General features: G+C 69.6%; 23 protein-coding genes. 14 read left to right on the top strand and 9 right to left on the bottom strand.

Annotated elements, in window-relative coordinates:
* Positions 1–96 precede the first annotated feature (96 nt).
* Entirely contained in the window at positions 97–786 is a 690-nt protein-coding gene (locus ABD164_RS01725; protein ID WP_344292775.1) for a TetR/AcrR family transcriptional regulator, read from the top strand.
* 4 nt (positions 787–790) lie between these two features.
* On the opposite strand, the gene ABD164_RS01720 is transcribed toward ABD164_RS01725, so the two are convergent.
* Positions 791–1,360 (bottom strand): YceI family protein, encoded by a 570-nt coding sequence (locus ABD164_RS01720; RefSeq protein ID WP_344292773.1) that lies wholly within the window; start codon positions 1,358–1,360, stop codon positions 791–793.
* A gap of 74 nt (positions 1,361–1,434) precedes the next feature.
* Entirely contained in the window at positions 1,435–2,217 is a 783-nt protein-coding gene (locus ABD164_RS01715; protein ID WP_344292771.1) for a sirohydrochlorin chelatase, read from the bottom strand.
* A gap of 104 nt (positions 2,218–2,321) precedes the next feature.
* On the opposite strand from ABD164_RS01715, the gene ABD164_RS01710 reads away from it, so the two are divergent.
* From ABD164_RS01710 to ABD164_RS01695, 4 genes are read left to right on the top strand one after another with little or no spacing between them, the layout of a single operon-like run.
* On the top strand, positions 2,322–3,983 hold the full coding sequence (locus tag ABD164_RS01710) for a radical SAM protein (protein WP_344292769.1): 1,662 nt from the start codon (positions 2,322–2,324) through the stop codon (positions 3,981–3,983).
* 39 nt (positions 3,984–4,022) lie between these two features.
* On the top strand, positions 4,023–4,379 hold the full coding sequence (locus tag ABD164_RS01705) for a hypothetical protein (RefSeq protein WP_344292767.1): 357 nt from the start codon (positions 4,023–4,025) through the stop codon (positions 4,377–4,379).
* Positions 4,380–4,383: 4 nt separating this feature from the next.
* Positions 4,384–5,190, top strand: coding sequence for a prolipoprotein diacylglyceryl transferase (locus ABD164_RS01700; RefSeq protein WP_344292765.1), 807 nt, complete (start codon positions 4,384–4,386; stop codon positions 5,188–5,190).
* A complete protein-coding gene (locus ABD164_RS01695) occupies positions 5,174–5,590 on the top strand; it encodes a hypothetical protein (protein ID WP_344292763.1) in 417 nt (138 codons plus the stop codon). The genes ABD164_RS01700 and ABD164_RS01695 overlap by 17 nt, the downstream gene beginning before the upstream one ends.
* 9 nt (positions 5,591–5,599) lie before the next feature.
* Here the strand turns inward: ABD164_RS01695 and ABD164_RS01690 are convergent, their stop codons facing one another.
* Entirely contained in the window at positions 5,600–6,409 is an 810-nt protein-coding gene (locus ABD164_RS01690; protein ID WP_344292761.1) for a cache domain-containing protein, read from the bottom strand.
* Positions 6,406–7,209: a FadR/GntR family transcriptional regulator gene (locus ABD164_RS01685; protein WP_344292757.1), complete on the bottom strand. Its 804-nt coding sequence runs from the start codon at positions 7,207–7,209 to the stop codon at positions 6,406–6,408. Before ABD164_RS01685 ends, ABD164_RS01690 begins: the two co-directional genes overlap by 4 nt.
* Positions 7,210–7,353: 144 nt before the next feature.
* On the opposite strand from ABD164_RS01685, the gene ABD164_RS01680 reads away from it, so the two are divergent.
* The 6 genes from ABD164_RS01680 (at position 7,354) to ABD164_RS01655 (ending at position 15,903) form a co-directional block, all read left to right on the top strand.
* Positions 7,354–8,403: an ABC transporter ATP-binding protein gene (locus tag ABD164_RS01680; protein WP_344292755.1), complete on the top strand. Its 1,050-nt coding sequence runs from the start codon at positions 7,354–7,356 to the stop codon at positions 8,401–8,403.
* A gap of 97 nt (positions 8,404–8,500) precedes the next feature.
* Entirely contained in the window at positions 8,501–9,679 is a 1,179-nt protein-coding gene (locus tag ABD164_RS01675; protein WP_344292753.1) for an ABC transporter substrate-binding protein, read from the top strand.
* Positions 9,680–9,804: 125 nt separating this feature from the next.
* On the top strand, positions 9,805–10,737 hold the full coding sequence (locus tag ABD164_RS01670; protein WP_344292751.1) for an ABC transporter permease: 933 nt from the start codon (positions 9,805–9,807) through the stop codon (positions 10,735–10,737).
* A gap of 11 nt (positions 10,738–10,748) precedes the next feature.
* Positions 10,749–11,549 carry an ABC transporter permease gene (locus tag ABD164_RS01665; protein ID WP_344292749.1) on the top strand — a complete coding sequence of 267 codons (801 nt, stop codon included), beginning with the start codon at positions 10,749–10,751 and terminating at the stop codon, positions 11,547–11,549.
* A 77-nt stretch (positions 11,550–11,626) separates the two neighbouring features.
* Positions 11,627–12,535: a GNAT family N-acetyltransferase gene (locus ABD164_RS01660; RefSeq protein ID WP_344292747.1), complete on the top strand. Its 909-nt coding sequence runs from the start codon at positions 11,627–11,629 to the stop codon at positions 12,533–12,535.
* A gap of 170 nt (positions 12,536–12,705) precedes the next feature.
* Positions 12,706–15,903: an ExeM/NucH family extracellular endonuclease gene (locus ABD164_RS01655; RefSeq protein ID WP_344292745.1), complete on the top strand. Its 3,198-nt coding sequence runs from the start codon at positions 12,706–12,708 to the stop codon at positions 15,901–15,903.
* Between the two features lie 129 nt (positions 15,904–16,032).
* On the opposite strand, the gene ABD164_RS01650 is transcribed toward ABD164_RS01655, so the two are convergent.
* Positions 16,033–17,940: a vWA domain-containing protein gene (locus ABD164_RS01650; RefSeq protein WP_344292743.1), complete on the bottom strand. Its 1,908-nt coding sequence runs from the start codon at positions 17,938–17,940 to the stop codon at positions 16,033–16,035.
* A gap of 256 nt (positions 17,941–18,196) precedes the next feature.
* Positions 18,197–18,751, bottom strand: a complete 555-nt coding sequence (locus tag ABD164_RS01645; protein WP_344292741.1) for a hypothetical protein — start codon at positions 18,749–18,751, stop codon at positions 18,197–18,199.
* A gap of 107 nt (positions 18,752–18,858) precedes the next feature.
* Here ABD164_RS01645 and ABD164_RS01640 point away from each other — a divergent pair, with 107 nt between their 5' ends.
* A complete protein-coding gene (locus tag ABD164_RS01640; protein ID WP_344292739.1) occupies positions 18,859–19,464 on the top strand; it encodes a tRNA-specific adenosine deaminase in 606 nt (201 codons plus the stop codon).
* Positions 19,465–19,527: 63 nt separating this feature from the next.
* Here the strand turns inward: ABD164_RS01640 and ABD164_RS01635 are convergent, their stop codons facing one another.
* Positions 19,528–20,244, bottom strand: a complete 717-nt coding sequence (locus ABD164_RS01635) for a MarR family winged helix-turn-helix transcriptional regulator (RefSeq protein ID WP_344292737.1) — start codon at positions 20,242–20,244, stop codon at positions 19,528–19,530.
* A gap of 99 nt (positions 20,245–20,343) precedes the next feature.
* Here ABD164_RS01635 and ABD164_RS01630 point away from each other — a divergent pair, with 99 nt between their 5' ends.
* Complete coding sequence (locus ABD164_RS01630; protein WP_344292735.1) at positions 20,344–20,958, top strand: MarR family winged helix-turn-helix transcriptional regulator; 615 nt, start codon at positions 20,344–20,346, stop codon at positions 20,956–20,958.
* 30 nt (positions 20,959–20,988) lie between these two features.
* Here the strand turns inward: ABD164_RS01630 and ABD164_RS01625 are convergent, their stop codons facing one another.
* Entirely contained in the window at positions 20,989–22,422 is a 1,434-nt protein-coding gene (locus ABD164_RS01625) for an MFS transporter (protein ID WP_425545880.1), read from the bottom strand.
* A 233-nt stretch (positions 22,423–22,655) separates the two neighbouring features.
* The gene (locus ABD164_RS01620; protein WP_344292733.1) at positions 22,656–23,549 is read right to left on the bottom strand and encodes a serine protein kinase RIO; all 894 of its coding nucleotides are present in this window, start codon (positions 23,547–23,549) and stop codon (positions 22,656–22,658) included.
* A 289-nt stretch (positions 23,550–23,838) separates the two neighbouring features.
* Here ABD164_RS01620 and ABD164_RS01615 point away from each other — a divergent pair, with 289 nt between their 5' ends.
* The gene (locus ABD164_RS01615) at positions 23,839–25,422 is read left to right on the top strand and encodes an MFS transporter (RefSeq protein WP_344292731.1); all 1,584 of its coding nucleotides are present in this window, start codon (positions 23,839–23,841) and stop codon (positions 25,420–25,422) included.
* Positions 25,423–25,453 lie beyond the last annotated feature (31 nt).

Below are 25,453 nucleotides of genomic sequence, written 5' to 3'. Positions count from 1 at the left end.
GTGTCTCCTCAGGATGGGGTTCTCGAACCTCGTGAATCAAACAATACGAACGGTCGTACTCGCACTATACGCACGATCGTGCGTAAAATACAAGACATGGCGGGAATCGATGCACGACCGGCTGAAATCGACGGTCGACGAGTTCGCGGCGACGCCTCACGGCGCCTCGTGCTCGCGAACGCCGCCGACCTCGCCTCGGTCGACGGGCTCGACGGGCTGTCCATCGGTCGCCTCGCCGCCGTCTCGAAGGTGAGCAAGAGCGGCATCGCCACCCTGTTCGGCACGAAAGAGCGCCTACAGCTCGCCACGGTCGCCGCCGCCCGCGAGCGGTTCCAAGAGACCGTGATCGAGCCCGCGCGGGTCGAGCCACGGGGCATCCGCCGTCTTGTCGCGCTCTTCGACGCGTGGATCGCCTACTCGCGCGATCGGGTGTTCCCGGGCGGCTGCTTCTTCGGTGCGGCGCAGATCGACGTCGACGCCAAGGCCGGGCCCGTGCACGACGCGGTCGCCGAGGCCATGCTCGCCTGGGACGGCTACCTCACGGCGTCGATCGGCTACGCGATCGCGCAGGGCGAGCTGACCGCCGACACCGATGCGGCGCAGCTCGCGTTCGAATGCAATGCGCTGCTCGACACTGCGAACGGCCGCTCGGTGCTGATGGCGTCGAACGCTCCCTATGTTCGGGCGCGCCGGGGACTCGCGAACCGGCTACTGGGTGCCGGTGCCGACGCTCAGGTCGTGGCGCCGCTCGCCGCCGTAGACGACGAGGCCGTCGCCGCGCGCTGAAAGGTCAGGCGGCCTGTGCGGCGGTCTCGCGCTTGACGGCCGAGATCTCGAATTCGAGGGTGATCTTCTCTGAGACGAGCCAGCCGCCCGAGTCGAGCGCCATGTTCCACTCGAGGCCGAAGTCGCGGCGGTTGATGCGCCGCGTGCCCTCGAACCCGGCACGAAGCGCACCGGCTGCGTCGGTCTGCGCGCCGGTGAACTCGAGGGGAATCGTGATCGGCTTCGTGACGTCGCGAATCGTCAGGTCGCCCGACACCACGAGGGCGTTGTCGCCGACCTCCTCGATCAGGGTGCTGCGAAAGACGATCTCGGGCCACTTCTCGGCGTCGAAGAAGTCGGCGCTGCGCAGGTGTTCGTCGCGCTGGGTGTTGCGGGTGTCGATGCTGGCGACCTCGAGCACGATCTCGGCGTTCGACTTGGTCGTGTCGTCGAAGTCGACGTGCAGGCTGCCGCTCACGTCGTTGAAGGCACCGCGCACGTTGGTCACCATGGCGTGCTTGGCCGAGAAACCGACGCGGGTGTGAGCCGCATCGAGGTCCCAGTCGCCGCTCAGGTCGGGCGCGTTGTCGGTCATGGTCTCCCCCATATGTATCTGCATGAACCTTCACAGTCTTTCATCCGCAGGCTGATCGAACGCTCCACGGCGCTTCAGCCGGACTCCGCCCTCGCGGCGTCATAGCGGTCGAGCACGATCTCGACGAGTTCGCCCGGCACCGGTGCATCGGGCACGAGCAGCGGGGCGCTCACGACGTCGGCGCCGGCCGCCTCGGCGAGATCCTGGAAGTACCCCGGCGCGAGCAGGTAGCTCGCGACGACGACGCGTGCGCCCGGGACATCCGCTCTCGCCTGCGCGATCGCGTCGACCAGCAGCGGCGACGCCGCCGACAAGAAGCCGAGCCGAATATCGCGACCGGCGGCCGCCGCGAGACGCCTGGCCATGTCGCGGCAGTCGCGCACCGCGCGCCCGTCGCTCGAACCCGCGACCGAGAGCACGACGACGTCGTCGTCACGCACGCCGGCCTCGTCGAGCCGGTGCGCGAGCACGGCGGCGAGCCGGTCGTCGGGTCCGAGTGCGCCGGCGAGCACGACCGCACGGCCGGATGCCGCTGCCTCGGCGACGGCCTCGGTGAGGTCGACGTGCACGTGGTACCCGGCCGAGAGCAGCAGCGGCACGACCACCGCGGGTTCGCCGGGCTCGAGCGTGGCGAGCGTCGCCTGCACGTCGGGCTGCTCGACGTCGACGTGGCCGAGTCGCACGGCCGGCGCGGGGTCGCCGTCGTCGGTGCCGGCCCCGCCGCCGGGACCGCTCACCGCTGCACGCCCGGCGACCGCCGCCGCGACGGCCTCGTGCAGCGCGCGCACTGCAGCGCGCCCCTCGCTCGACGAGGTGCCGTGCGAGATTCCGACGAGGGCAGCTGGCAGCCGGGTCATCCGTCGATCATCGCAAATCGCGCCGTCGCCCGCTCGCGCGTTCCGCCGCGTGACGCCCGCTGCGCCTGCGGTGGCTGAGCGCCCCTGCCCGCTATCGTGAGCGCATGCCGACCGCCGCTGGTACCGGAATGCCCCTGCGCGATTACCGCGTGCACCGCTACGTGAACGCGTTCTGCCCGCGGTGCCACGCGGAAGATCCCGACCGACCGCTCGCCGAGGTCGCGAGGCTCTCGGGGTGGCTGGCGATCCGCGACGACCGCGTCTGGCTCGAACGCGGATGCCCCGAGCACGGGCTGGTGTCGACGCTCTATGACGAGTCGGCCGAGATCCTGAGCTACCTCGAGGAGTGGACGGCGCCGACGAAGGTGCACACCCCCGACCTGGCCGGCAACTTCAAGCCAGTGCCGTCGGCGTACGAAGACGGCCTGCCCGAGATGCAGACGCAGCACACGTGCATCCTGCTCGAGGACCTCACCGACCACTGCAACCTGCGCTGCCCGACGTGCTTCGCCGAGTCGGGGCCCGCGGCCACCGCGGTCGCGCCGCTCGCCGAGGTGCTCGCCTCGGTCGACGCCAAGCTCGCGCGCGAGAACGACCGCATCGACGTGCTCATGCTCTCGGGCGGCGAGCCGACCCTGTACCCGTGGCTCGAGCAACTGCTCGACCACCTCGTCGCGCGGCCGGTCGTGCGCATCCTGCTCAACTCGAACGGCCTGCGCATCGCGCAGGACGACGCCCTCGTCGCCACGCTCAAGCGGCACCGCGAACGCGTCGAGGTGTACCTGCAGTTCGACGGCGAGAGCGCCGAGGCGTCCGCCTATCACCGCGGTGCCGACATCCGTCGCTTCAAGGACCGCGCGCTCGAACGCCTGTCGGAGGCGGGCGTCTTCACGACCCTCACCATGACCGCCGCTCTCGGCGTCAACGACGGCGAGATCGGCGCGGTGATCCGCCGGGCGATGACGACGCCGTACGTCGGCGGCGTGACGATCCAGCCCGTGTTCGGCTCGGGCCGCTCGGCCGGTATCGACCCGAACGACCGGCTCACGCACACGGGCGTGCTCGCCCGGCTCGAGGCGCAGACCAGCGGCGAGGTCACCTGGCGCGACCTCACCGCGCTGCCGTGCAGCCACCCGCACTGCTGCTCGGTCGGCTACCTGCTGCAGGACGACTCGGGCTCGTGGAACTCGCTCACCGCGCTCGTCGGGCACGACCGCCTGAAGCAGTTCCTCGACCTCAACCCCGACCTCATCGCGAACCGCATCGCCGACAGCAACATCAACCAGGCCCTGAAAGACAGCGTCAAGCAGTCGCTGCTCGACCTGCTCAGCGAGCAGTCGTCGCTGTCGCATCCGTCGATCGGGTCGCTCTGGAAGGACATCTGCACCGGTTGCGACCTCGGCATCGGCACGCTCACCCAGCTCGCGAGCTCGGCCCTGCCGGGGCAGCACAAGCGCCTGCGCAGGTTTCTCGGCGAACGCGTCAAGCGCATCACCGTGAAGCCGTTCATGGACATCAACACGATGATCGAGGAGCGGCTCACCCAGTGCTGCGTGCACGTCGCGACCGTCAACGAGACGACCGCGGCCCATCAGTGCGCGCCGTTCTGCGCCGTGCAGGCGTGGGCACCGCTCGGGCGGCAGCGCATCTCGACGGCGACGGGCGGGGCGGCGGCGGGCGTCGGTGCGGCCGGCTCCGGTGTGGCCGGTGTCGGCGCGGCGAGTGCGTCGGGCGGTCGCCGCCAGCTGCCGGTGACGGTGGCGTGAGCCGGGGGCAGGCGGCATGACGGGCGAGGGGCGGGCCGCATGAGCAGCGCGGGCGACGAGTTCGGCACCTGGGATGCCTCGGGGCTGAACCGCTTCGACGAGACGGTCGGCGCGCCCCCGGCCCCCGCGCCGTACGACCCGCTGCGGCTGTGCGTCTTCGCGACGATCGCCCTCATCACGTGCGTGTTCGGCCCGATCACGCTCGCCGTGTTCGCGGGCATTGCGATCGCCGGGTACGCGAAGGCCCGCCGGGCGGGTCTGCTGCGCTCGAAATGCAAGCTCGGCGACACCCGCAACGTGCTCGCCTACCTCATCGTGCTCGAGGTGCTCGCGCTCGTCGCCGTGCCGTTCTGGGTGATGCTCTGGGCCGGTGCGTTCGCCGGAATCTGGAGCTGAGCCCATGTTCCCGACGCTGCCCGACCTGATCGGCTGGGGGCCGCCGATCGACACGCACTCGGCGTTCGTCGCGCTCGCCATGGTCGCGGCCGGGCTCGTCTTCGTCGTCGAGTCTCGCCGTCGCGGCCAGACCGACGCGCGAGTCGCGGCGCTCGTGCTCGGAGCGCTCGCCGGGGCCGCGTTGTTCTCGCGGCTCGGCACGTGGGCGCAGCACCTCGACCCCTCGCAGAACCTCGACCTCGTCACGCAGCTCACTCGCGGCAACGCCTCGGTGCTGAGCGCGCTCGTCGGCGCATGGCTCGGCGTGCACATCGCCAAGCGCATCGTGCGGTACCCGCTGCGCACCGGCGACCTGTTCGCCCCCGCGGTCGCGCTCGCCATGGCGATCGGCCGGATCGGATGCCTCTTCACCGAGCTGCCCGGAACGCCGACCGGCGGCGATTGGGGCATCGTGCTCGACGAAGCCGCCGCCGCACGGGTCGGCGCACCGGCGGGCGTGCCGCTGCACCCGAGCTTCGTCTACGAGATCGTGTTCCAGGCGGCTGCGTTCCTCGTGCTGTGGTTCTGGCTTCGGCATCGGCCGATCCCCGCCGGCGAGACCCTCACGATCTACATCGCCGCGTATGCGATCTTCCGGTTCTTCGTGGAGTTCGTGCGCGGCAACGAGGTCGCGTGGGTGGGGCTGACTCGCCCGCAGTTGTTCCTGTTGGTCACGATTCCGCTCGTGCTCGGCCGCATCGCCTGGAAGGCGTCGCGCGGCGGGCTCACGTCGAACCGAGAGAGGATGGCCGCACATGGCGACCGAACCTGAACCGCCCGGGCCCGAGGATGCCGAGCCTGAGGAACCCAAGCCCGAGCAGCCCGCTTTCCCCCCGCCCGAGCCCGAGCAGCCCGGCTTCCCCCCGCCGGGGCCGCCCGCGGGTTCGCCGGAACCCGGCCTGAGCACGGGCGCGGGCATCGGCATCGGAGTCGGCATCGGCTGCGGCGCGCACGTGATCGCGCTGCTGCTGCTGCTCGCGACACTGGTCGTCGGGGGCGCGCTGAGTCCGTCGCCGCTCGGGCTCATCTGGCCGTTCGTGCTCGTCGCGCTCGTGGCGATCGTGATGCTCTTCTGGAAGAAGACGCGCGGCGTCGCCATCGGCATGCTCATCGTCGGGGCTGCGGCCTGGATCATCGTGCTCGGCCCCTGCCTCGGCATGCTGACGATCTGAAGGCGGCTCTCAGGCTTCGAGCACGAGCGCCAGCGAGGTGTCGCCGCACGGCACGACGGTCTGCCCGCCCGGCAGTGCGGCCGCATCGGTCGCCGACACGACATCGTGCAGGGGTGCGAGCGCCGCGACGAGTCCGTCGAGGCGCAGCAGGGCGCCCGTGGCTCGCCGGGCGTCGGTCGACGCGACGATGCGCCCCGACGCGTTCACGAGAGTGCACGGATGCCCCGACTCGCGGATCACCGGCAGCAGCACCCGCTCGAGCCGGGCCACGTAGAGGTCGGTGCCGACGAGCCCGACGATCTCGCGCCCGGCGCGCACGGGCGTCGTGATCGTCACGGTGTAGTCGTCGGTGCAGAGGTAGTCGACATAGGGGCCTGTGAGGTGGCGCGTTCCGGTGCGTGCGGGCACCCGCCACCACTCGAGCGTCGTGTAGTCGCGGAACTGCTCGGAGTCGGGGTCGCTCACCGCCTCGAGGCGGCGCAGCTTCGGGTCGGGTCCGGCGCCGAAGGTGTTCGACCCGCTCAGCCACCACGCGAGGTGCCATGGCGCGTCGGCGAGGTACCCGGGAGAGGCCACGAAGCCCGCGCCCGTGATGAGACTGCCCGCGCGTTCCAGCTCGGGGCTCACGAGTGCCGCGACGACGGGGTCGAGGCTCGCCGCGCTCGCGGCGGTGTCAGCGCCGGGTGCGGCGCCGGTGGTTGCCGCGATCTCGCGCTCGAGCACATCGCGCCACCCGTCGATCATGGCGAAGACGGGATCGATGGTGGAGGCGATGCGGCGGGCGATGTGCGATGCGCTGACGTCGACGGTGACGGTCATGGCCTCGCTCCTTCCCTTGGTGGGGCGGCGGATGTCGCGTCGTCGGCGCGAGACTCGAGTTCGAGCCGCACCTTCTCGTCGATGAGCCACTCCACGGCTGAGGCGATGTGTTCGGTGGTCACGCGACGGGCACGTTCGGGTTGCACGTCGCGAATGGCCTGGATGACCTCGAGTCGCGCGGTGCGACTGCGGTCACGTGAATCCTGCTCCCTCAGGCACAGCCAGAGCAAGGGGGCGGCCTCGGCCTGCAACCGCAGCTCTTCGTGCACGAGGCGCGGCGACTGGCTGACTGCGGCGATCTCGAGCTGGAATCGGCCGACCGCCCGGCGCGCGCCGCCCGGGGTCGTGAGGTCGGCGCGCGCGTCGATCTCGACGAGGCTCGCGAGGTCGTCGTCGCTCGCCCGGTCGGCGGCGATCTCGGCCGCCATGCCCGCGATCGCCGCGTAGTGCAGCGACAGGTCGCGCAGTTCGAGGCGGCTGAGTGCGCGCACCCGCTCGTCGACCATGCGCGTCGAGGTGTCGCGATCGTGGGTCACGAAGCTGCCGCCGTCGCGACCGCGCTTCGTGAGCACGAGGCCCTTGTCGCGCAGCGCCACGAGCGCCTCTCGGGCGGTGACGACGGCGACGCCGAGGCTGCGGGCGAGCTCGGATTCGCTCGGCAGCCGCTCACCGTCGCGCAGCACGCCGGCGACGATGGCGTCGGTGAGACGCTGCTCGACGAGCTCGGCGCGGCCGGCGCCGTCGAGCGGCGAGAAGACGACCGCGCGAGTGGCATCAGCGCGGCCGGTGGCCTGCGGCATCCGATCCTCCCGGCATCTGTGCTCACGAATCCGTGACATGACCGTAACACGAGGGTCTGGACATTGACATCTGGAGCCATATGATTTGAACGAGGTGAACATCTGGTTGCAGATGTTTGCCGGTTCACATCGAAGGAGATGCACATGACCGAGTCGAACCCGGCCATCCGCCTCACCGGGCTCACCAAGGAGTTCGGGGCAGTGACGGCGGTCGACCATGTCGACCTCGAGATCGCGGCGGGCGAGTTCTTCTCGATGCTGGGTCCGTCGGGATCGGGCAAGACCACGGTGCTGCGACTCATCGCCGGATTCGAGCAGCCGACCGACGGCACGATCGAACTGTTCGGCGAGGATGTCACGAAGCGGGCTCCGTTCGATCGCGACGTCAACACGGTGTTCCAGGACTACGCGCTGTTCCCGCACATGAGCGTGCTCGACAACGTCGCCTACGGGCTGCGGGTGCGCGGCATCGGGCGCCGGGAGCGAAACGAGCGCGCGCTGCGCGCCCTCGCCTCGGTGCGGCTCGAGCAGATGGCCGCCCGCAAGCCGTCGCAGCTGTCGGGCGGCCAGCGTCAGCGCGTCGCGCTCGCCCGGGCCACGGTCGTCGAGCCCAAGGTGCTGCTGCTCGACGAGCCGCTCGGGGCGCTCGACCTGAAGCTGCGCGAGCAGATGCAGGTCGAGCTCAAAGAGATCCAGCGCGACCTCGGCATCACCTTCATCTTCGTCACGCACGACCAGGAAGAGGCGCTCACGCTCTCCGACCGCATCGCCGTGTTCAACGACGGCCGCATCGAGCAGCTCGGTACCCCGGCCGAACTGTACGAGCGGCCCACCTCGCGGTTCGTGGCCGACTTCGTCGGCACCTCGAACCTCTTCGACGCCGACCGCTCGCGCGAGATCCTGGGCCGCGAGGGCCACCACTCGGTGCGCCCCGAGAAGATGACCGTCAGCCGCGCGGGCATCGACGGCGTCGGCGTCGTGAACGTGCCCGGCACCGTGGTCGAGGCCATCTACCTCGGCAGCGGCGTGCGACTCGTCGTCGACCTCGACGACGGCACCCGCGTCAGCGTGCTCGAGCAGAACGACCGCGAACGCATCCACGACGACGAGCGCGGCGACCGGGTCGTCGTCTCGTGGCACGACGACGACGTCGTGCACCTCGGCACCGAGGTGCTCCCGGGCATCTCGGGTTGAGGCATCCGGGTCTCGATACGCGGCGACCTTCGGCCGGCGCTACTCGACCACCGACCTGCACCACATTGCACCACACACACAGGAACAGGAGAGAACCATGAAGCGCATGACGCGCACGGCACGCCGCGGCGTGACCGTCGGGCTCGCGATCGCCTCGGTCGCGCTGCTCACCGCCTGCGGCACCTCGGGCGGCGGCACCGAGCCCACCGAGGCCGCGACCGAGCTCGGCGACATGGAGGGCCAGCTCTCGGTGCTGGCCTGGCCCGGCTACGCCGAGGACGGCTCGAACGACCCCGCGGTCGACTGGGTCACCCCGTTCGAGGAGGACACCGGCTGCGAGGTCACGGTCAAGACCTTCGGCACCTCCGACGAGGCGGTCAGCCTCATGAAGACCGGCGAGTACGACGTGGTCTCGGCTTCGGGCGACGCCTCGCTGCGGCTCGTCGCGGGCGGCGACGTGCAACCGGTGAACATGGAGCTCACGCCGAACTACGCGAACGTCTACGACTTCCTCAAGGACAAGGCGTGGAACACGGTCGACGGTGAGAACTACGGCATGCCGCACGGCTACGGCGCGAACCTGCTCATGTACAGCACCGATGTCTTCACCGAGGCGCCCACCAGCTGGGGCGTCGTGTTCGACGGGTCCGACGCCTACGCGGGCAAGGTCACGGCCTATGACTCGCCGATCTACATCGCCGACGCGGCGATGTACCTCATGGCGACCCAGCCCGACCTCGGCATCGAGAACCCGTACGCCCTCGACGAGGAGCAGCTCGCGGCCGCCGTCGACCTGCTGAAGACGCAGCGTGCGAACATCGGCGAGTACTGGTCGGACTACCTCAAGGAGATCCAGGCGTTCACGACCGGCGACAGCGTCGTCGGCACGACGTGGCAGGTCATCCAGAACGTCGCCGCCGCCGAGGGGGCGCCCACCGACGTCACCGTTCCCGAAGAGGGCGTGACGGGCTGGTCGGACACCTGGATGATCTCGTCCGGCACGGAGAACCCGAACTGCTCGTACGCGTGGCTCGACTACATCGCGAGCCCCGAGGCCAACGGCCAGGCGACCGAGTACTTCGGCGAGGCGCCGTCGAGCGACGAGGCCTGCGAGTTCCGTGCCGACTGCGAGGCCTACCACGCCGGTGACGCCTCGTACGCCGAGAACATCTGGTACTGGACCACCCCGATCGAGGAGTGCATCGACGGTCGTACCGACGCGAAGTGCACCGACTACTCGGCGTGGACCGAGGCCTGGCAGCAGATCAAGGGCTGACACCCGCCGTCGGTCGAGTAGCGCCGAAGGCGCGTATCGAGACCCGTCACGAGGTCTCGATACGCCGGCTCCGCCGGCTACTCGACCGGCGATCTACCCCCCCCGCACGACACGACAGGACACGAATGACGACGAACACACGGGCACCCGCGCCCGCACCGGCGCGCCCCGAGGTGCCGCGACCGCCGCGCACACCCGCGCGCGCGGCATCCGTCTTTCTCAGCACCCACCCGCGCACGCGACTCGCGCTGCTGCTCAGCGCCCCGCTGTTCTGGCTCGGCGTCGTCTACATCGTGGCGCTCGTGCTGCTGCTCGTCACCGCGTTCTGGTCGGTCGACAGCTTCACCGGCGAGATCACGACCGAGTTCACGCTCGACAACATCATCGAAGTCGTCACCGGGTCGCTCTACCAGACCGTCACCCTGCGCACGCTGGGCGTCGCACTCGCGGTCACCCTCATCGACGTGGCGCTCGCGCTGCCGATCGCGTTCTTCATGGCCAAGGTCGCGTCGCCGCGCATGCAGCGCGTGCTGCTGATCATGGTGCTCACGCCGCTGTGGGCGAGCTACCTCGTCAAGGCGTACGCGTGGCGGTCGGTGCTCTCGCAGGACGGCATCCTCGAGTGGCTCGTGGCACCGTTCGGCGGCGAGACCATCGGCTACGGGCTGCCGGCGACGATCATCACGCTGTCGTACCTGTGGCTGCCGTACGTGATCCTGCCCATCTACGCCGGACTCGAACGCGTGCCCGACTCACTGCTCGAGGCATCCGCAGATCTCGGTGGACGAACGTGGCCGACGCTGCGCTTCGTGGTGTTCCCGCTCGTGCTGCCGGCCATCATCGCGGGCACGATCTTCAGCTTCGCGCTTTCGCTCGGCGACTACATCACGGTGAACATCGTGGGCGGCGCGAGTCAGATGCTCGGAAACCTCGTGTACACCAACGTCGGCGCAGCCAACAACCTGCCGCTCGCGTCGGCGATCGCGCTCATCCCGATCGTGATCATCTTCGGCTACCTGTTCCTCGTGCGTCGTACCGGCGCCCTCGACAACCTGTAAGGGGCGAACGGATGCGACTCTCCCGGCTTTCCCGCACGACGCTCGGCATCATCACCACGGCGATCCTGGTGATCGTCTACGTGCCGCTGTTCGTCGTGCTCGTGAACTCGTTCTCGACGTCGACGACGCTGACGTGGCCGCCGCCCGGCTTCACGCTCGAGTGGTGGGGCCGCGCGTTCCAGAGTGCCGGCGCCATGGAGGCCGTGGGCACGAGCGTGCAGATCGCGATCATCGCGACGATCATCTCGCTCGTGCTCGGCACGCTCATCTCGCTCGCGCTGGCGCGATTCTCGTTCTTCGGGCGCGAGGCGATCAGCCTGCTCGTGATCCTGCCCATCGCGCTGCCGGGCATCATCACGGGTATCGCCCTCAACAACTTCTTCCGCACGATCATGGGCGTGCCGCTCTCGATCTGGACGGTCGTGATCGCGCACGCCACGTTCTGCATCGTGACCGTGTTCAACAACGTGATCGCCCGGCTGCGCCGGCTCGGCACGAACTTCGAGGAGGCGTCGGCCGACCTGGGCGCGGGGGTGTGGACGACGTTCCGGCTGGTGACGTTCCCGCAGTTGCGCTCGGCGTTGTTGGCGGGAGGTCTGCTCGCGTTCGCGCTCTCGTTCGACGAGATCATCGTGACGACGTTCACGGCGGGGTCGGGGGTCACGACGCTGCCGATCTTCATCCTGAACAACATGTTCCGGCCGAACCAGGCGCCCATCGTATCGGTCATCGCGGTCGTGCTCGTGCTCGTGTCGATCATCCCGATCTACATCGCGCAGCGGCTCTCAGGGTCGGAGCAGCGGGGGCGGTGAGCTGCAGGGGGCGCCGAGCTCGTCGAAGCGCGGGGGCGCGTCTGCGAAGCCGCCCGGATGCCGCCTACAATCACGCCGTGACGACTTCGCCGCCGACGCTGCCCGCCGGCCTGACCACCCGCCCGCTGACCCGTGACGACTCACGGTCGGTCTTCGAGCTGATCGCCGCCCAAGAGCTCGAGGACACCGGTCGAGTCGACATTGAGGAGGCCGACCTGATCTCCGATTGGAACCGCCCGAGCCACGACCTGGCGGCGCGCTCGATTGCCGTGTTCGACGGCGAGCGCATCGTGGGGTACGGCGAACTGGTGGGCGCCGACCGGGCCGACGCGGCCGTTCACCCAGAGTTCCGCGGGCGCGGCATCGGCACCTGGATCGCGGGCTGGATACGCGAGACCGCGCGCCGGCTGGGCTCGACGGTGGTGGGCATGCCCGTGTTCGTCGGGTCGGCGGGCGACCGGCTGCTCGCCGACCTCGGCTACCACGTGCGCTGGAACAGCTGGGTGCTCGAGCTTGCGGCGGGAGCCGAGGTGCCTGCACGTGAGCTGCCGGCCGGCTACGCGATCCGCCAGGCGCGCCGCGCCGAGCTGCGCGCGGTGCACGATGTGCTCGAGGATGCCTTCCTCGAGTGGTCGGTGCGAGAGCGCGAGAGCTTCGAGGATTTCACGGCCTCGACCCTGGGCCGCCCGGGTTTCGAACCGTGGAACCTTCGCGTCGTCACGGATGCCGCAGCCGAGGTCGTCGGCGTCGCGGTCGTCATCCTCACCGACGACACGGCCTTCGTCGACCGCCTGGCGACCCGCGCCGATCAGCGCAACCGGGGCATCGCGCAGGCGCTGCTCGTGGACGCGTTCGCCCAGGGCAGGGCGCACGGGGCGACCGTCTCGGAGCTGAGCACCGACTCGCGCACGGGAGCCCTGGGCCTCTACGAGAAGGTCGGCATGGTCGTCACCTCGAACTACGTCAACCGGGCCATCGGGCTCTGAACCCGATGCGTGCTCAGATGTGCACTGATCTCGGCGATCATGCACATCCGAGCGGTTCATCGAGTGTTCTCGCACTGGGTCTTCCCGAGCACCGGCGCGGCCTCGTAGTCTGACGGCATCGTCGCCCGGGGCCAGGCCGGCTCTCGGGCCGTGGAGCCGGGAGTGTGCTGATGAAACACGTCGTCCAACGAGCCACCGTCACCATCGCCGCGGGGGCACTGCTCGCGGTGGGGCTGGCCGCCGCTCCTGCGGCCGCAGCCGCGGCGGCGACGCCGACCGAGCTGTTCATCAGCGAGTACGTCGAGGGCTCGTCGTTCAACAAGGCCGTCGAGATCTACAACCCGACCGAGGCCTCCGTCGATCTCAGCCAGTACGCACTCCGCCAGTACTCCAACGGGAACACCACCACGAGCCTGAATCAGGTGCTCAATGGAACGTTGGCTGCCGGTGACACGTTCGTCTTCGCGCAGGCGACGGCCGCCGCCGCGATCCTCGCCGTCGCCGATCAGACGACCGGAACGGGTCTGTTCAACGGCGACGACGCGCTCATCCTGGTGAAGGGCGAGACCGTCGTCGACTCCCTCGGCCAAGTCGGGTTCGACCCGGGCTCGCAGTGGGGCACCGACCTCACCTCGACCGCCGACAACACGCTGCGTCGCCTGGCGTCGGTGTGCGTCGGCGACACGAACCCGAATGACGTGTTCGATCCCGCCGCCGAATGGGTCGGCTTCGCCACCGACACCTTCGACGGGCTCGGAACGCACACCTGCGGCGAGACGGGTCCGCAGCCGACGGTGATCAACGAGTTCTCGGCCTCGACCGCCGGTACCGACGTCGAGTTCGTCGAGCTGCTCGCCGAGCCCGGCACCGACGTGAGCGGCGCGCGCGTGCTCGAGATCGAGGGCGACGCCGGAGCGAGCCTCGGCGTCGTCGACGAGGTCGTCTCGTTCGACGCCCTCGACAGCGATGGCCGTGCGCTGACCTGGCTGTCCGCGGGCGCGCTCGAGAACGGCACGATGTCGCTGCTGTTGGTCACCGGCTTCGACGGTGCGCTCGGCGATGACCTCGACGCCGACGACGACGGCGTGATCGACGACATCGACGGTCTCACCGTCGTCGACTCCATCGCCGTGCACGACGGCGGCGCAGGCGATCTCGCCTACGGCGACACCGTGCTCACCGTCGCCTACGATGGCCTCGCCTTCGCCCCCGGTGCCGCCTCCCGCATCCCCGACGGTGTCGACACCGGCTCGACCGCCGACTGGGTGCGCAACGACTTCGACAAGGCCGGCATCCCGGGCAACACCGGCTCCCTCATCAGCGGTGAGGCAGCCAACACCCCCGGGGTGCGCAACTCGCTCACCGTCGTCGTCGTGCCGCTGCCTCCGGCCGACTGCAACGCCTCGGTGGTGACGATCGGCTCGGTGCAGGGCACCGGCCCCGCCTCCCCGGTGGTCGGGGCGTCCGTGCAGGTCGAGGGCGTCGTCACCGGAGACTTCCAGGTCGGCGGCTTCGAGGGCTACTACCTGCAAGACGCAGGTGACGGCGACGCCGCGACCTCTGACGGCATCTTCGTCTTCGCCCCCACCGGACTCGACGTCGCCCCCGGCGACGTGGTGCACATCGCCGGCACGGTGAACGAGCACTTCGGCATGACCGAGATCACCGCCACGGCCGATGCGACCTGCGAACCGGGCGAGTCAGAACTTCCCGCCGCGACCGAGATCACCCTGCCGGCGGCTTCGCCCGACGTCTACGAGCCGCTCGAGGGCATGCGGGTGACGCTGCCGCAGTCGTTGTCGATCCTCGAGTTCTTCGAGTACGGCCGCTTCGGCACGATCACCCTCGGCAGCGAGCGTCATATGTCGCCCACGGCGGTCGCCGAGCCCGGACAGGCCGCGAACGCGGTCGCAGACGCGAATGCGCTCGACACGATCACGCTCGACGACGGTCGCAGCCAGCAGAACCCCGACCCGGCGATCCACCCCAACGGCGAGGTCCTCACGCTCGACAACCTGTTCCGCGGCGGCGACCTCGTGACGAACGCGACCGGCGTGCTCGACTACCGCTTCGACACCTGGGCCGTGCAACCCACCGAGGGCGCCGACTTCGAGAAGGCGAACGCTCGTGACGACAACCCGGCGCCAGAGGTCGGCGGCACGACGAAGGTATCGAGCTTCAACGTGCTGAACTACTTCACGACGCTCGGCTCGCGCGGCGCGAACGACGCCGTCGAGTTCGAGCGCCAGGAGGCAAAGATCGTGGCGGCGCTCGCTGAGATCGACGCCGATATCTTCGGACTCATCGAGATCGAGAACAGCGCACAGGACGTGCCGCTGAACACCCTCGTCGACGCACTCAACGATGTGGTCGGCGCCGGCACGTACGACGCGATCGAGACCGGCCTGCTCGGCACCGACGTCATCACGACGGCGCTCATCTACAAGCCGGCCGAGGTGGCGCCCATCGGGGCGCACGCCGTGCTGGACTCGAGCGTCGATCCCGACTTCGACACCGAATTCAACCGTCCGGCGTTGGCGCAGACCTTCACCGACCTGCAGGCCGGCGGCGAGGTGACCGTCGTCGTGAACCACCTCAAGTCGAAGGGCTCCGACTGCGACGACGTCGGCGACCCCGACACGGGCGACGGATCGGGCAACTGCAACATCACCCGCACGAAGGCCGCCACCGCGCTCGCCGAGTGGCTCGCGGGCGACCCGACGGGCCAGGGTGCCGGCAACGAGATCATCATGGGCGACCTGAACTCGTACGACAAGGAGGCCCCGATCGACGCACTGCGCGCGGCCGGGTACACCGACCTGCTGTTCGAGCACCAGGGTGAGAACGCGTACTCGTACGTGTTCGACGGGGCACTCGGGTACCTCGACTACGCGCTCGCCGGAACCGCGCTCAACGAGCGGGTGACGGGCGCCGCGGCGTGGCACATCAACTCCGATGAGCCGAGCCTGATCGACTACGACATGACGTTCAAGCAGCCCGCGCAAGACGCGCTGTACGAGCCTGACGAGTGGCGTTCGAGCGATCATGACCCCGTGATCGTCGGCCTCGACCTCGACGTCATCGCGCCCGAGCTCATCGTGTCGGCGTCAGACGACGTCATCTTCCCGCCGAACAACATGTGGCGCACGGTGACGATCGACGTCGACGCGACCGATAACGTCGACAGCGACGTGACGGTCGAACTCGAAGCCACGGCCGAGGGCCACAAGGCCCAGGTCGAGGTCGTCTCCAACACCGAGGTTCGGGTGCTGGCCCGTCAGGGCGCGGTGTACACGCTCGTGTACACCGCGACCGACGACTCGGGCAACTCGACGACCCAGACGGTGACCATCGAGGTCATCCCGTGACCGCAGCCGGCCCGCGCTGACCGGCGGGCCGGCACCGACCGGCAGCCCATCTGACGCACGAGAACGACAACGCCCCCCGCGAACAGCGGGGGGCGTTGTCGTTGCCGCGGCAGGCCCGGGCCGGGCCGGCTAGAAGCTCGTGACGAGGTCTCCGAGCACGTCGCTGACCTTCGTCGGGTCGGTGGCGTCGTAGTAGTGGGCGCCGGTGGCGCTCGAGATCGACTGCAGTGCCTCGACGTCGGCGCCGGAGCCGTAGGCGAGCGAGAAGATGAGCACCGGCGTCTCGTGATGGTGCAGCTGCTGCAGGTTCGCGAGCATCTGCGCCTCGGTCACCGAGGGGCCGAAGTACTCGTTCTGGCCGTCGCTGAGCAGCACGATCGCGTTGATGCGGTCGGGATCCCACGCGGCGGCGCGTTCACGCGCGGCCTCGTCGACCGCCTGGTACAGCGGCGTGAACTCGATGGGCTTCAGCTTTCCGAGCGCCTTCAGGAAGTCGGCGCGCGTGTCACCGATGTCGGCCACCGGGCTCACCAGGCCGGGGCTGATCGGGTCGACGTCGTTGGCCGAGAAGGCGGCGAGGCCCACGTTGTCGCCCGGCGTGAAGTGACCCAGCGCCTCGGAGATCGCGTCTTTCGCGGCGGCGAGCTTGGTCTGGCCGCCGGCGATGGTCTCGGACATCGAACCCGAGACGTCGACGAGGAAGAGCACCTCGGCGCGCTTGCGCACATCGGGGAATGCGAGTTGGGTCGCACGGATCACGCTGCCACGAGGGAACGGAAGTGCCCCGGCCGGGTCGGCGGTGAACTGGCCGACCTCGGCGACGAGCGGGTCGAACTCGCCGTTCAGGTCGCGGTAGCCGGTCTCACGCACGACCTGCTGGCCCTGCTTGGTGACCGCGAATCGCAGGAAGTCCTGGGCGGCCGCGGTCTCGAGGTCATCGATCCATGCCCCGTTCAGCACCACCGCGGGATTGTCGGCCACGTAGAAACCGTCGGTCGGGTAGATGGGAACGAGTTTCTCGGCGGGCGGGTCGCTCTCGATGCGGTTGACGCCGTCGCGGCTGGTGATGCCCCGGTTGTAGTCCCAGACCGACTTCTCGTCGACGATCACCGCCGAAAGGAAGTCGGCGACCGAGCCCTTGTCTTCGGACTGGCGCGCATGCCAGAGGAAGTGCTCGGGCGTCGCCATGTAGTGGCTCGTCGCCAATTCGTGCTGCCTGACCTCTTCGGTCACGTCGGGGTCGATGATCTCGTCGCGAGTCAGGTCGCCACCGACGCCTGAGGCCGAGCCGTACGAGCTGAGCAGCGCCGCCTCTCCGGAACTCGCGACGAGCGGGCTCGTCTTGCCGAGCTTGAAGGCTCCCCACTCGGGGTGACCGAGGTCGCTCCACGCATTCTCATCGTCGGCGGCCTCGTAGACTTCGGCCCAGGTCGGAGCGTCGTCCTGCCAGCCGATCTCAGCCGCGAGAGCCTCGGGCATGGCGAGAACGATGTCGGATGCCCCGATGCTCGTGGTCTCGGCGGGCACGGTCGCGCCGCCACCGGTCGAGCGAGCGAGTGCGATCCACGAGCTGGCGTCGGGCACCCACACGGTCGGACGTTGTTCTTCGGGCAGGTCCTTGAAATTGCGCGCGGCGTCTTCGGCGACGAGCCCCGACTTGTCTTTCGACGCGACCACCGTCACGCAGGTGCCGTCGACATCGCGCGGCTGCGCGTTGTAGGCATCGGTGAGTCGCGCCACCATCTCGGCATTCTCGAACGACGAGATCACGTTCACCGTCGTGCATGGGCTCGCGCCGGCCGCCGCGGCCGGTTCGTCTGCGGGGAACACCACCGGCTCGACCGCCACGGGCGTCTCGGCGCCGCCCGCCTCACCCAAGCCCTGACCATTGAGCATGAGCGCCGTGGCGGTGCCACCGGCGACGAGCACGAGCGCGAGGGCGCCGGCGATGACGATCCAGCGGGTGCGTGAGCGACGGCGGCGCTGTTCGCGCTCGCGGCGCTGCTCGCGCCGCGCCCCGGGCAAGCCGGCGCTCACGCGAACGCTCCGATGCGGGGGCCGCGTTCGCCCGAGAGGTCGCTGGACACCGGCCTGTGCGATGCAGCTCGGAATGCGCGACTCACGGATGCGATGGGCAACGTTCAGTCCTCGGATGGGGGGCAGGGACGAAAGCGAGCCTATATCGAGGACCTGAACGGACCCAAGGGTCGACCTTGGTGAAGGCTGTGAGTGCGCCGTGCGTGGCCTGACTGCCGGCGGCTCCGGGCGCGTCTCGAGCGGTCGCGCTCGGCGGTCAGGACGTGGAGTTCAACATGCCGACCACGACCGCCGTCCACCACGCGATCTGCGAGAGCACGGCGCTCGAGACGAACCGGACACGCGCTGCGCGCGGCACAGAGCTGAAGCGCGTCTTGCGCGGGAATCGGGCGAGATGCGCCGTCCACCGCGTGATCGCGACGCCATTGAGCGAGAGCACCAGCACCGCCGCGAGTTTGACGAGGGTGAGCGGCGCCTCGAGGTCGGGCTGCAGCAGAGCGCCGCTCGCCAGCAATCCCACGATTCCGATCCAGATGGGCGGCTTGAGCGTGACATCGACCTGACGCAGGTCGCGCACCGTGCGCCACTCGGTCACCCAGAGCAGGGCGTACCAGTCGACGACGAGCACGGCGCCGAAGCCCACGATGAGCGAGGCGAGATGCACGAACAGGGCCAGCGAATGCAACCACGGCGGCGGGGCGAGCAGGGTGCTGAGAAAGATCGCGGCCGCCCAGCCGGCGGCGATGGCCACGTACGCGACTGCCCGATGGCGCTGCCTGCGTCGCTGCCTCGCCTTGATCGTCGTCGTCACAGGGTTCCCGTCTGCCTCTCGTTCGTCATGCAGATGGCCTGCGCAAGTCGGTGTCCCCCGGTCACATTATCGAACGCGGATGACCCGCCGGGGGCAGAATGGGTCGCATGGACGCCGAACTCGACGCTGCCTTCGACGCGACACTGCCACCATGGCTCGTCGACGAACTCCCGGCCTTGGCCGCCTCATCGCCGATCGTGACGCCTCAGGAGCGTATCCGACTCGTCAACAATCTTGCCGATCGCAACTGGCGGGCGGGGAACGGCGGTCCGTTCGCGGCGATCGTCGTCGATGCGGCATCCGGCGCGCTCATCTCTGTCGGGGTGAACGTGGTGCTCGCGAGCGGACTCAGCGCGATGCACGCCGAGATGATGGCGCTCAGCCTGGCCCAACGTGCGCTCGGCCGGTGGGATCTCGGAGCCGACGGCGCCGAGCTCGAACTGGTCGTCAACTGGCGGCCGTGCGTGATGTGCTACGGCGCCACGATGTGGTCGGGCGTACGTGCGCTCACGATCGCCGGCGAGGGCGCCGAGATCGAGCGGCTCACCGGCTTCGACGAAGGCCCGATGCCCGCCGACTGGGTGGGCGAGTTCGAGCGCCGCGGAATCAGAGTCTCGATCGGGTTGGGGCACGACGACACCATCGAGGTGTTCCGGGCCTTCGGCGACTCCGACGCGGTCGTGTACAACGCGCGGGGCGCGAGCGGGGCGTGAGCCGGCGCAGCCGGGAGCGACTCGGTCGAGCGCTCCCGGCTGCGGGGTTCGAGAACTGACTGGTCAGTGCTCGGTGTGCGGCCGGCCGTGATGACCGCGGCCCCGGCCGTGATGCCGGTCGCCGTCGTGATGCCGGTCGTCGTCGTGCAGGTGCACGTGGACGTGTACGTCGTGGCCGCCGTGCTGGGCGCCGAAGCCCGGGTGATGCCCGAAGCCGGCGCCGGCGCCATGGCCCATGCCGGCGCCGTGCCAGCCGCCGAAGCCGTGGCGACGACCGCCACGGCGACCGCGAGGCATCGGGCTCGACTCGTCCCAGCCGAGCTCGCGGGCGATCGCCTCGAGGCTCGTGAGCGTCGTCGCGAAGTCCTCTGCCGAGACCGCCCCGGCGACGCGCTCGCGCAGCCCGCGCACCTGGCCTTCGAGACGGTCGCGGGCCTCACGACCCGCGTCGGTGAGCACGGGCGGGGCGCCCGCGATCCAGCCGCGCTCGGCGAGCCGGTGCAGGGCGTGGGGCTTGGTGCGGAGCCGTTCGGCGAGCCTCTCGTCGCGAGCGTCGCCCGCGAGCAGGTTCAGCGTGCGCCAGTCGCGGCGGGTGATGCCGTCGGCGGCGAAGAGGGTCCGCATCTCGTCGGAGATGCGGCGGTCGACGAGTTTCAGCCAGAAGCCGATGGGTCGGCCGGTGCCGGTGCCGATGCCGCGGCCGGTGCCGGTGGGTGCCTCGAGCCGCTCGTCGTCTGAGCGGTCGGGTTGGTCGGGGTTGGTCTTGTCGGTGGTGGTCATGGTGTTGCCCTTCTCGGTGCGCCCGTCGGGCGCCCGGCGCGCGTTGCGCGGTATGGTGATATTGCATGTCAGATGACATGTATATGTACAATGACATGCATGACCTCGCCTCGTCAAGACGGTCTCGGCGAACCCTCAGGTTCCGGCGGTTCGGCCGGCGACCCCATCGCAGCGATCGAGGCCGCTCTCGGTGTGTTCCGCGGGCGTGGCCCCGGTGGGCCATTCGGCGCGGGGTCGTTCGGCGCGGGGTCGTTCGGCGCGGGCCCGTTCGGCGGTCCGACTCACCAGTCGCACCACGGCCATCACGAGCACCGCGGTCACCGCGAGCAGGGGCCGCACGGCGGTCACCGCGGCCACGGCGGCGGCCCGGGCGGCCGCGGAGGGCACGCGGCGATTCGGCTGCTGGTCGTGCTCGCGAATCACGGTCCGAGCTCGGTCAGCGATCTCGCGACGGCGATCGGCGTCGACCAGCCGCGGGCCAGCCGGCTCGTGCAGGCGGCGGTCGACGCGGGTCAAGTGCGGCGCGAGGTCGACCCGGTCGACGCGCGGCGCAGCATCCTCGTCATCACCGAGGCGGGCCGGGCCGCCCTCTCGGCCGTGCTCGACCACCGCCGCACCGCCATCGAGCAGGCGCTCGCCGACTTCTCGCCCGACGAGCGGGCCGAGTTCGCGCGACTGCTCACCCGCTTCGCCGAGGCATGGCGCAGCGGCTGAGCCGGCGGGAGCGCCGAACCCGCATGGGGTTCAGCGCAGGGCCGGCGGCACCTTCACGAAGAGCATGAGCACCAGACCCGCGGCGAGCACGATCATGATGCCGAGGATGCCCCAGTACGTCGCCCCGAACGCGGCGATGAGCGCAGCCCACAGGAGCGGCGAGAGGAAGCTCGCCGCCCGCCCGGTGGTCGCATAGAGGCCGAAGATCTCGCTCTCGCGCCCGGCCGGTGTGACGCGGGCGAGGAACGACCGCGACGCCGCCTGCGCAGGGCCGACGAACAACGTGAGCACCAAACCGAAGACCCAGAAGACGAGCTTGCCCGTGTCGTGGAAGAAGAAGACCGCGAGACCCGCGATGAGCAGGCCCGCGAGCGAGAAGATGATCACGGCGCGCGCACCGAACCGGTCGTCGAAGCGCCCGGCGAGGATTGTCGAGAGACCGGCGAGCAGGTTCGCGGCGATGCCGAAGAGCAGAACCTCGTTCGACGTGAAGTGGAACACGATCGCCGCGATCACTGCACCGAATGCGAACACGCCCGCCAGCCCATCGCGGAACACCGCACTCGCGAGCAGGAACCAGAACGTCGGCCGGGAGTCGCGCCACAGCGCGATGATGTCCTGGACGAGGACGATGTAGTTGCGCCAGAACGACACGCGCTCCCGCCCGGGCGCCGGCGCCGCCTCGGGCACGTACACCAGCACCGGCCAGGCGAAGAGCAGCGTCCACACGGCGCAGCCGAGGGCGATCACACGGTAGGCGAGTCCGTTGTCGGTGGGCATGCCCCACCAGTCGAACGTGGTTGCGACGACGACGAGCACGAGCGCGACGATGCCGCCGATGTAGCCGAGACCCCACCCGAGTCCCGAGACCTTGCCGACGGTCTTCGGCGTCGACACCTGCACCAGCATCGCGTTGTAGTTCACGCCGGCGATCTCACTGAACACCGTGCCTGCTGCGATGAGCGAGATGCCGAGGATGAAGTAGGCGGGCGCGCCCTGCACGAAGAACAGGGCGACCATGCACAGCACGAGCGCTGCGGTCGCGCCGCCGAGCCAGACCTTGCGCCGGCCTGAGACATCTGCGCGCTGGCCGAGCACGGGGGCGAGCAGCGCGATGAGGATACCCGCGATCGTGATCGCCCAGCCGAGTGCGCTCGCCAGCTCGGCGAGTGCGCGCTCGTACGCCGGGTCCCCTTCGCCGAGGGCGGCGACAGCCGGGTCGAGGAACGTGTCGCTCGTCAGGTAGAGCGCCGTGAAGACGAACGTGAGGATGACCGAGTTGAACGGCTGCGTCGCCCAGTCCCATAGCGCCCACGAGAACACCTGCCGCCTCGGGATGACCCGACCACCCTGCAACTGCAGGCCCATCACCCTGATGGCGCCGCTGTGGGCGGTGGGCGGAGGCGTGGGCACGCCGCTGCCCTCGGCGGAGGTTTCGGCGGGCGGCCGAGGGGGAACGGTCATGTGGCAAGCCTCGTTCGGTCGGGTGAACGGAAAGTGACGAGTACGACCGGGGCGGGACATCCGCTCGATCGTCGCTGATCTTGGGTGCACTGTAGCGCCGAATCGCGCACCCGGAGGACTCTTCGTGCCATTGCCCCGCCCGACTCCGACACTGATGCCAGAAACGCATCAGTGCCGGAGCCGCCAGATCGCAGGGGTCGCGTGGTCACCACCAGGTCGCATGGGTGGCGTGGTCACCACCCGACCACGCCCACCAACTCGCCGAAGAGCTGCTCGGCGTCGCACTCGAGCCGCTGCCGGGTGAACCAGTCGCACACGTTGACACAATCGCGGTGCAGCAGGTCGAACCCCTGCGGGTTCGCCACAACATCGACGACCTGCGGCAGGTCGATCGCGACGACGCGGCCCCGATGCACGAGCAGGTTATAGGGCGAGAGGTCGCCGTGCGCGAGTCCGGCGCACGCGAGGGTGTGCATGAAATCGACGACCTGCTGGAACAGTTCGCGCAGCTCGTCGGGCGTCGCCCGCACCTGCGCGAGCCGGGGCGCCGCCACGCGCCCGTCGCCGATGAACTCCATCAGCACCTCGGTCTCGCTCACCTGCACGGGATAAGGAACGGATGCTCCGAGCTCGGTCAGCCTGGCGAGGGCCTCGAACTCGGCGCTCGCCCACTGCACCCGGGCGACGGCGCGGCCGAAGGTCGACCGGTTGTCGACCGCGCGCTGGTCGCGGCTGCGCCGGGTGCCGCGGCCCTCGGTGTAGATCGTCGAACGATGGAAATCGGAATGCTCGCCCGACCGGTATCGCTTCGCTGCGAGCAGCACGTGGTTGCCCGGCACGTCGGTCGGAGCATCCGGAATCGCGCGCTCGATGAGGTACAGATCGGCCTCCTTTCCGGTCTTCACGACACCGAGTTCGGTGTCGATGGCTGCGGCCGAGGTCACGAGCCAGTCGGGGCGCGGCTGCGGGCCGCGCTCCGAGGGAAGGGTCGCCGGCCAGGTCGACCAGCGTTGGTCGTCGCCGGGCTCTGCCGCCTGGAAGGCGAGGTGGGCGACGTCAGCGCCGAACAGCGCGACGGAGGTGTCGTCGATCGCGTCGGGCGAGTCGAGTGACGAGAGGAAATGCACGGTGGTTTCTCCGAGAGATCACGGAGGCCACCGAACGCCGGCGCCGATGCGCTACGGGCGGGCGGCCTCACAGGGAAGGGTGTCTGCGATGCGCGCGACAATGACGGTGTTCATCGTTCTCTCCCTTCGTCTCGGCATTCAGTGCGAGCGGATGCCGCGTGGTGCGGTCCGCCCGTGAGCATACGCCCTGTGCGGCGTGGTGTCCATGGGTGGGCGCGGTGGTAGGGGCGAAGTGACTTCACGCGATCTGGGTGTATCGCCCCGGCGCCGCAGTGTGATTGGCTGAGCCATGAGCACGGACAGGGGTGCTGCGGCGCCGTTCAACGGGCGCCTTGCGATGCTGCTCGCGATGGCCATGTTCGTGCTCGTCGTCGACACGTCGCTGATGAACGTGTCGATCTCGGCCGTGGTGCGTGACCTCGACACGACCGTGAGCGGCGTGCAGGGCGCGATCGCGCTCGAGGCGCTCGTCTCGGCGGCGTTCATCCTCATCGGTGGCAAGGCGGGCGACCTCATCGGGCGCAAGCTCGCCTACGTGCTCGGCTTGCTCGGCTACGCGATCGGCGCGATCGCGATGGTGTTCGCGCAGGACCTCGGGGCGATCATCCTGTTCTGGGCGGTGATCGGCGGCATCGGCGCCTCGCTCCTGCTGCCGGCGATGCAATCGCTCATCCACGGCAACTTCGAGGGGGCCCAGCAGAAGCGGGTCTACGCCCTCGTCGGGGCATCCGCTGCCATCGCGGCCGCCGTGGGCCCCCTTCTCGGCGGATTCATCACCACCTTCCTCTCATGGCGGGTCGGCTTCGCACTCGAAGCCGTCATCATCGCGCTCGTGCTCTTGGGCATCGGCCTCGTCAAGGACGTGCCGTACCACGGCGAGCGGTCGATCGACCTCGTCGGAGGGCTGCTGTCGATCGTCGGTATGGGCGGTGTCGTGACCGGCATCCTCGTGTGGCAGGAGGGCGGCGGGTACGTCGGCCTGATCATTGCAATCGGTGTGCTCGGACTCGGCCTGCTCGTGTTCTGGCTGCGCGGCCGCAAGCGTCGCGGAAAGCCCACGCTGCTCGACCCGACGCTGTTCGAGTCGAAGATGTTCCGAGCCGGGGCCAGCGGCCAGCTGCTGCAGCAGGTCGCGCTCGGCGGCACCATGATCGTGCTGCCGATCTACCTGCAGATGGTGTTCGAGTACAACGCGCTTCAGGCCGGCCTCTCGATCGCGCCGCTGTCGCTGAGCATGTTCGTCGTCGCGCTGCTGGCCGGCCGCGGCCTGAAACGCCGCCCCGCGAACATCATCATGTGGGGGTTCGTGGCCACACTGGCCGGCCTGGTGATCCTCGTGCCGCTCGTGCCGATCGCCGACTCGGGCTGGTACCTGCTGGTGCCGCTCATCATCTCGGGCTGCGGCCTCGGCCTGCTCGTCTCGCAGCTGAACAACTACACCCTCTCGCCGATCTCCGATGAGCGGGTCAGCGAGGCGGCCGGCGTCAACTCGGCCGCGGGCTCGTTCGGCCTCTCGTTCGGGCTCGCGTTCGCTGGGGCCATCATGCTCGCGACGCTCGCCTTCACCTTCACCGCGAGCGCCGATGCGAGCACGGTGCTCTCACCCGAAGAGCAGCAGCAGGTCGCGACCGTGCTCGAGGAGGACGCCGAGATCATGACCAACACCGGTCTCGAGGAGCTGCTCGCCGACGAGACGCCCGAGGTGCAGGCCGAGGTCATCCGCATCAACACCGATTCCCGCGTCATCGCGCTGCAGGTCGCGCTGCTCGTGCCGATCCTCGCCGGCCTGCTCGGCGTGCTCAATGCACTGCGCATGCGACGTCTGCCCGATCCGAAGCCGTCGGCAGCGGCCGAGGGCACGATGCTGGGCTGAGCGCGGTTCGCAGCCCAGCTGGGGGGATGAT

This window comes from Agromyces neolithicus (assembly GCF_039529735.1).
GTDB lineage: Bacteria > Actinomycetota > Actinomycetes > Actinomycetales > Microbacteriaceae > Agromyces > Agromyces neolithicus.
This window is presented reverse-complemented; position numbering and strand designations above follow the sequence as displayed.

What these genes read in the sequence shown, in the direction of transcription:
- ABD164_RS01715 (WP_344292771.1), bottom strand. Translation starts at nt 2,217, where the DNA reads ATGACCCGGCTGCCAGCTGCCCTCGTCGGAATCTCGCACGGCACCTCG.
- ABD164_RS01630 (WP_344292735.1), top strand. Translation starts at nt 20,344, where the DNA reads ATGACCTCGCCTCGTCAAGACGGTCTCGGCGAACCCTCAGGTTCCGGC.
- ABD164_RS01670 (WP_344292751.1), top strand. Translation starts at nt 9,805, where the DNA reads ATGACGACGAACACACGGGCACCCGCGCCCGCACCGGCGCGCCCCGAG.
- ABD164_RS01665 (WP_344292749.1), top strand. Translation starts at nt 10,749, where the DNA reads ATGCGACTCTCCCGGCTTTCCCGCACGACGCTCGGCATCATCACCACG.
- ABD164_RS01700 (WP_344292765.1), top strand. Translation starts at nt 4,384, where the DNA reads ATGTTCCCGACGCTGCCCGACCTGATCGGCTGGGGGCCGCCGATCGAC.
- ABD164_RS01725 (WP_344292775.1), top strand. Translation starts at nt 97, where the DNA reads ATGGCGGGAATCGATGCACGACCGGCTGAAATCGACGGTCGACGAGTT.
- ABD164_RS01690 (WP_344292761.1), bottom strand. Translation starts at nt 6,409, where the DNA reads ATGACCGTCACCGTCGACGTCAGCGCATCGCACATCGCCCGCCGCATC.
- ABD164_RS01705 (WP_344292767.1), top strand. Translation starts at nt 4,023, where the DNA reads ATGAGCAGCGCGGGCGACGAGTTCGGCACCTGGGATGCCTCGGGGCTG.
- ABD164_RS01640 (WP_344292739.1), top strand. Translation starts at nt 18,859, where the DNA reads ATGGACGCCGAACTCGACGCTGCCTTCGACGCGACACTGCCACCATGG.
- ABD164_RS01720 (WP_344292773.1), bottom strand. Translation starts at nt 1,360, where the DNA reads ATGACCGACAACGCGCCCGACCTGAGCGGCGACTGGGACCTCGATGCG.
- ABD164_RS01710 (WP_344292769.1), top strand. Translation starts at nt 2,322, where the DNA reads ATGCCGACCGCCGCTGGTACCGGAATGCCCCTGCGCGATTACCGCGTG.
- ABD164_RS01680 (WP_344292755.1), top strand. Translation starts at nt 7,354, where the DNA reads ATGACCGAGTCGAACCCGGCCATCCGCCTCACCGGGCTCACCAAGGAG.
- ABD164_RS01695 (WP_344292763.1), top strand. Translation starts at nt 5,174, where the DNA reads ATGGCGACCGAACCTGAACCGCCCGGGCCCGAGGATGCCGAGCCTGAG.
- ABD164_RS01685 (WP_344292757.1), bottom strand. Translation starts at nt 7,209, where the DNA reads ATGCCGCAGGCCACCGGCCGCGCTGATGCCACTCGCGCGGTCGTCTTC.
- ABD164_RS01625 (WP_425545880.1), bottom strand. Translation starts at nt 22,422, where the DNA reads ATGACCGTTCCCCCTCGGCCGCCCGCCGAAACCTCCGCCGAGGGCAGC.
- ABD164_RS01635 (WP_344292737.1), bottom strand. Translation starts at nt 20,244, where the DNA reads ATGACCACCACCGACAAGACCAACCCCGACCAACCCGACCGCTCAGAC.
- ABD164_RS01615 (WP_344292731.1), top strand. Translation starts at nt 23,839, where the DNA reads ATGAGCACGGACAGGGGTGCTGCGGCGCCGTTCAACGGGCGCCTTGCG.
- ABD164_RS01655 (WP_344292745.1), top strand. Translation starts at nt 12,706, where the DNA reads ATGAAACACGTCGTCCAACGAGCCACCGTCACCATCGCCGCGGGGGCA.
- ABD164_RS01675 (WP_344292753.1), top strand. Translation starts at nt 8,501, where the DNA reads ATGAAGCGCATGACGCGCACGGCACGCCGCGGCGTGACCGTCGGGCTC.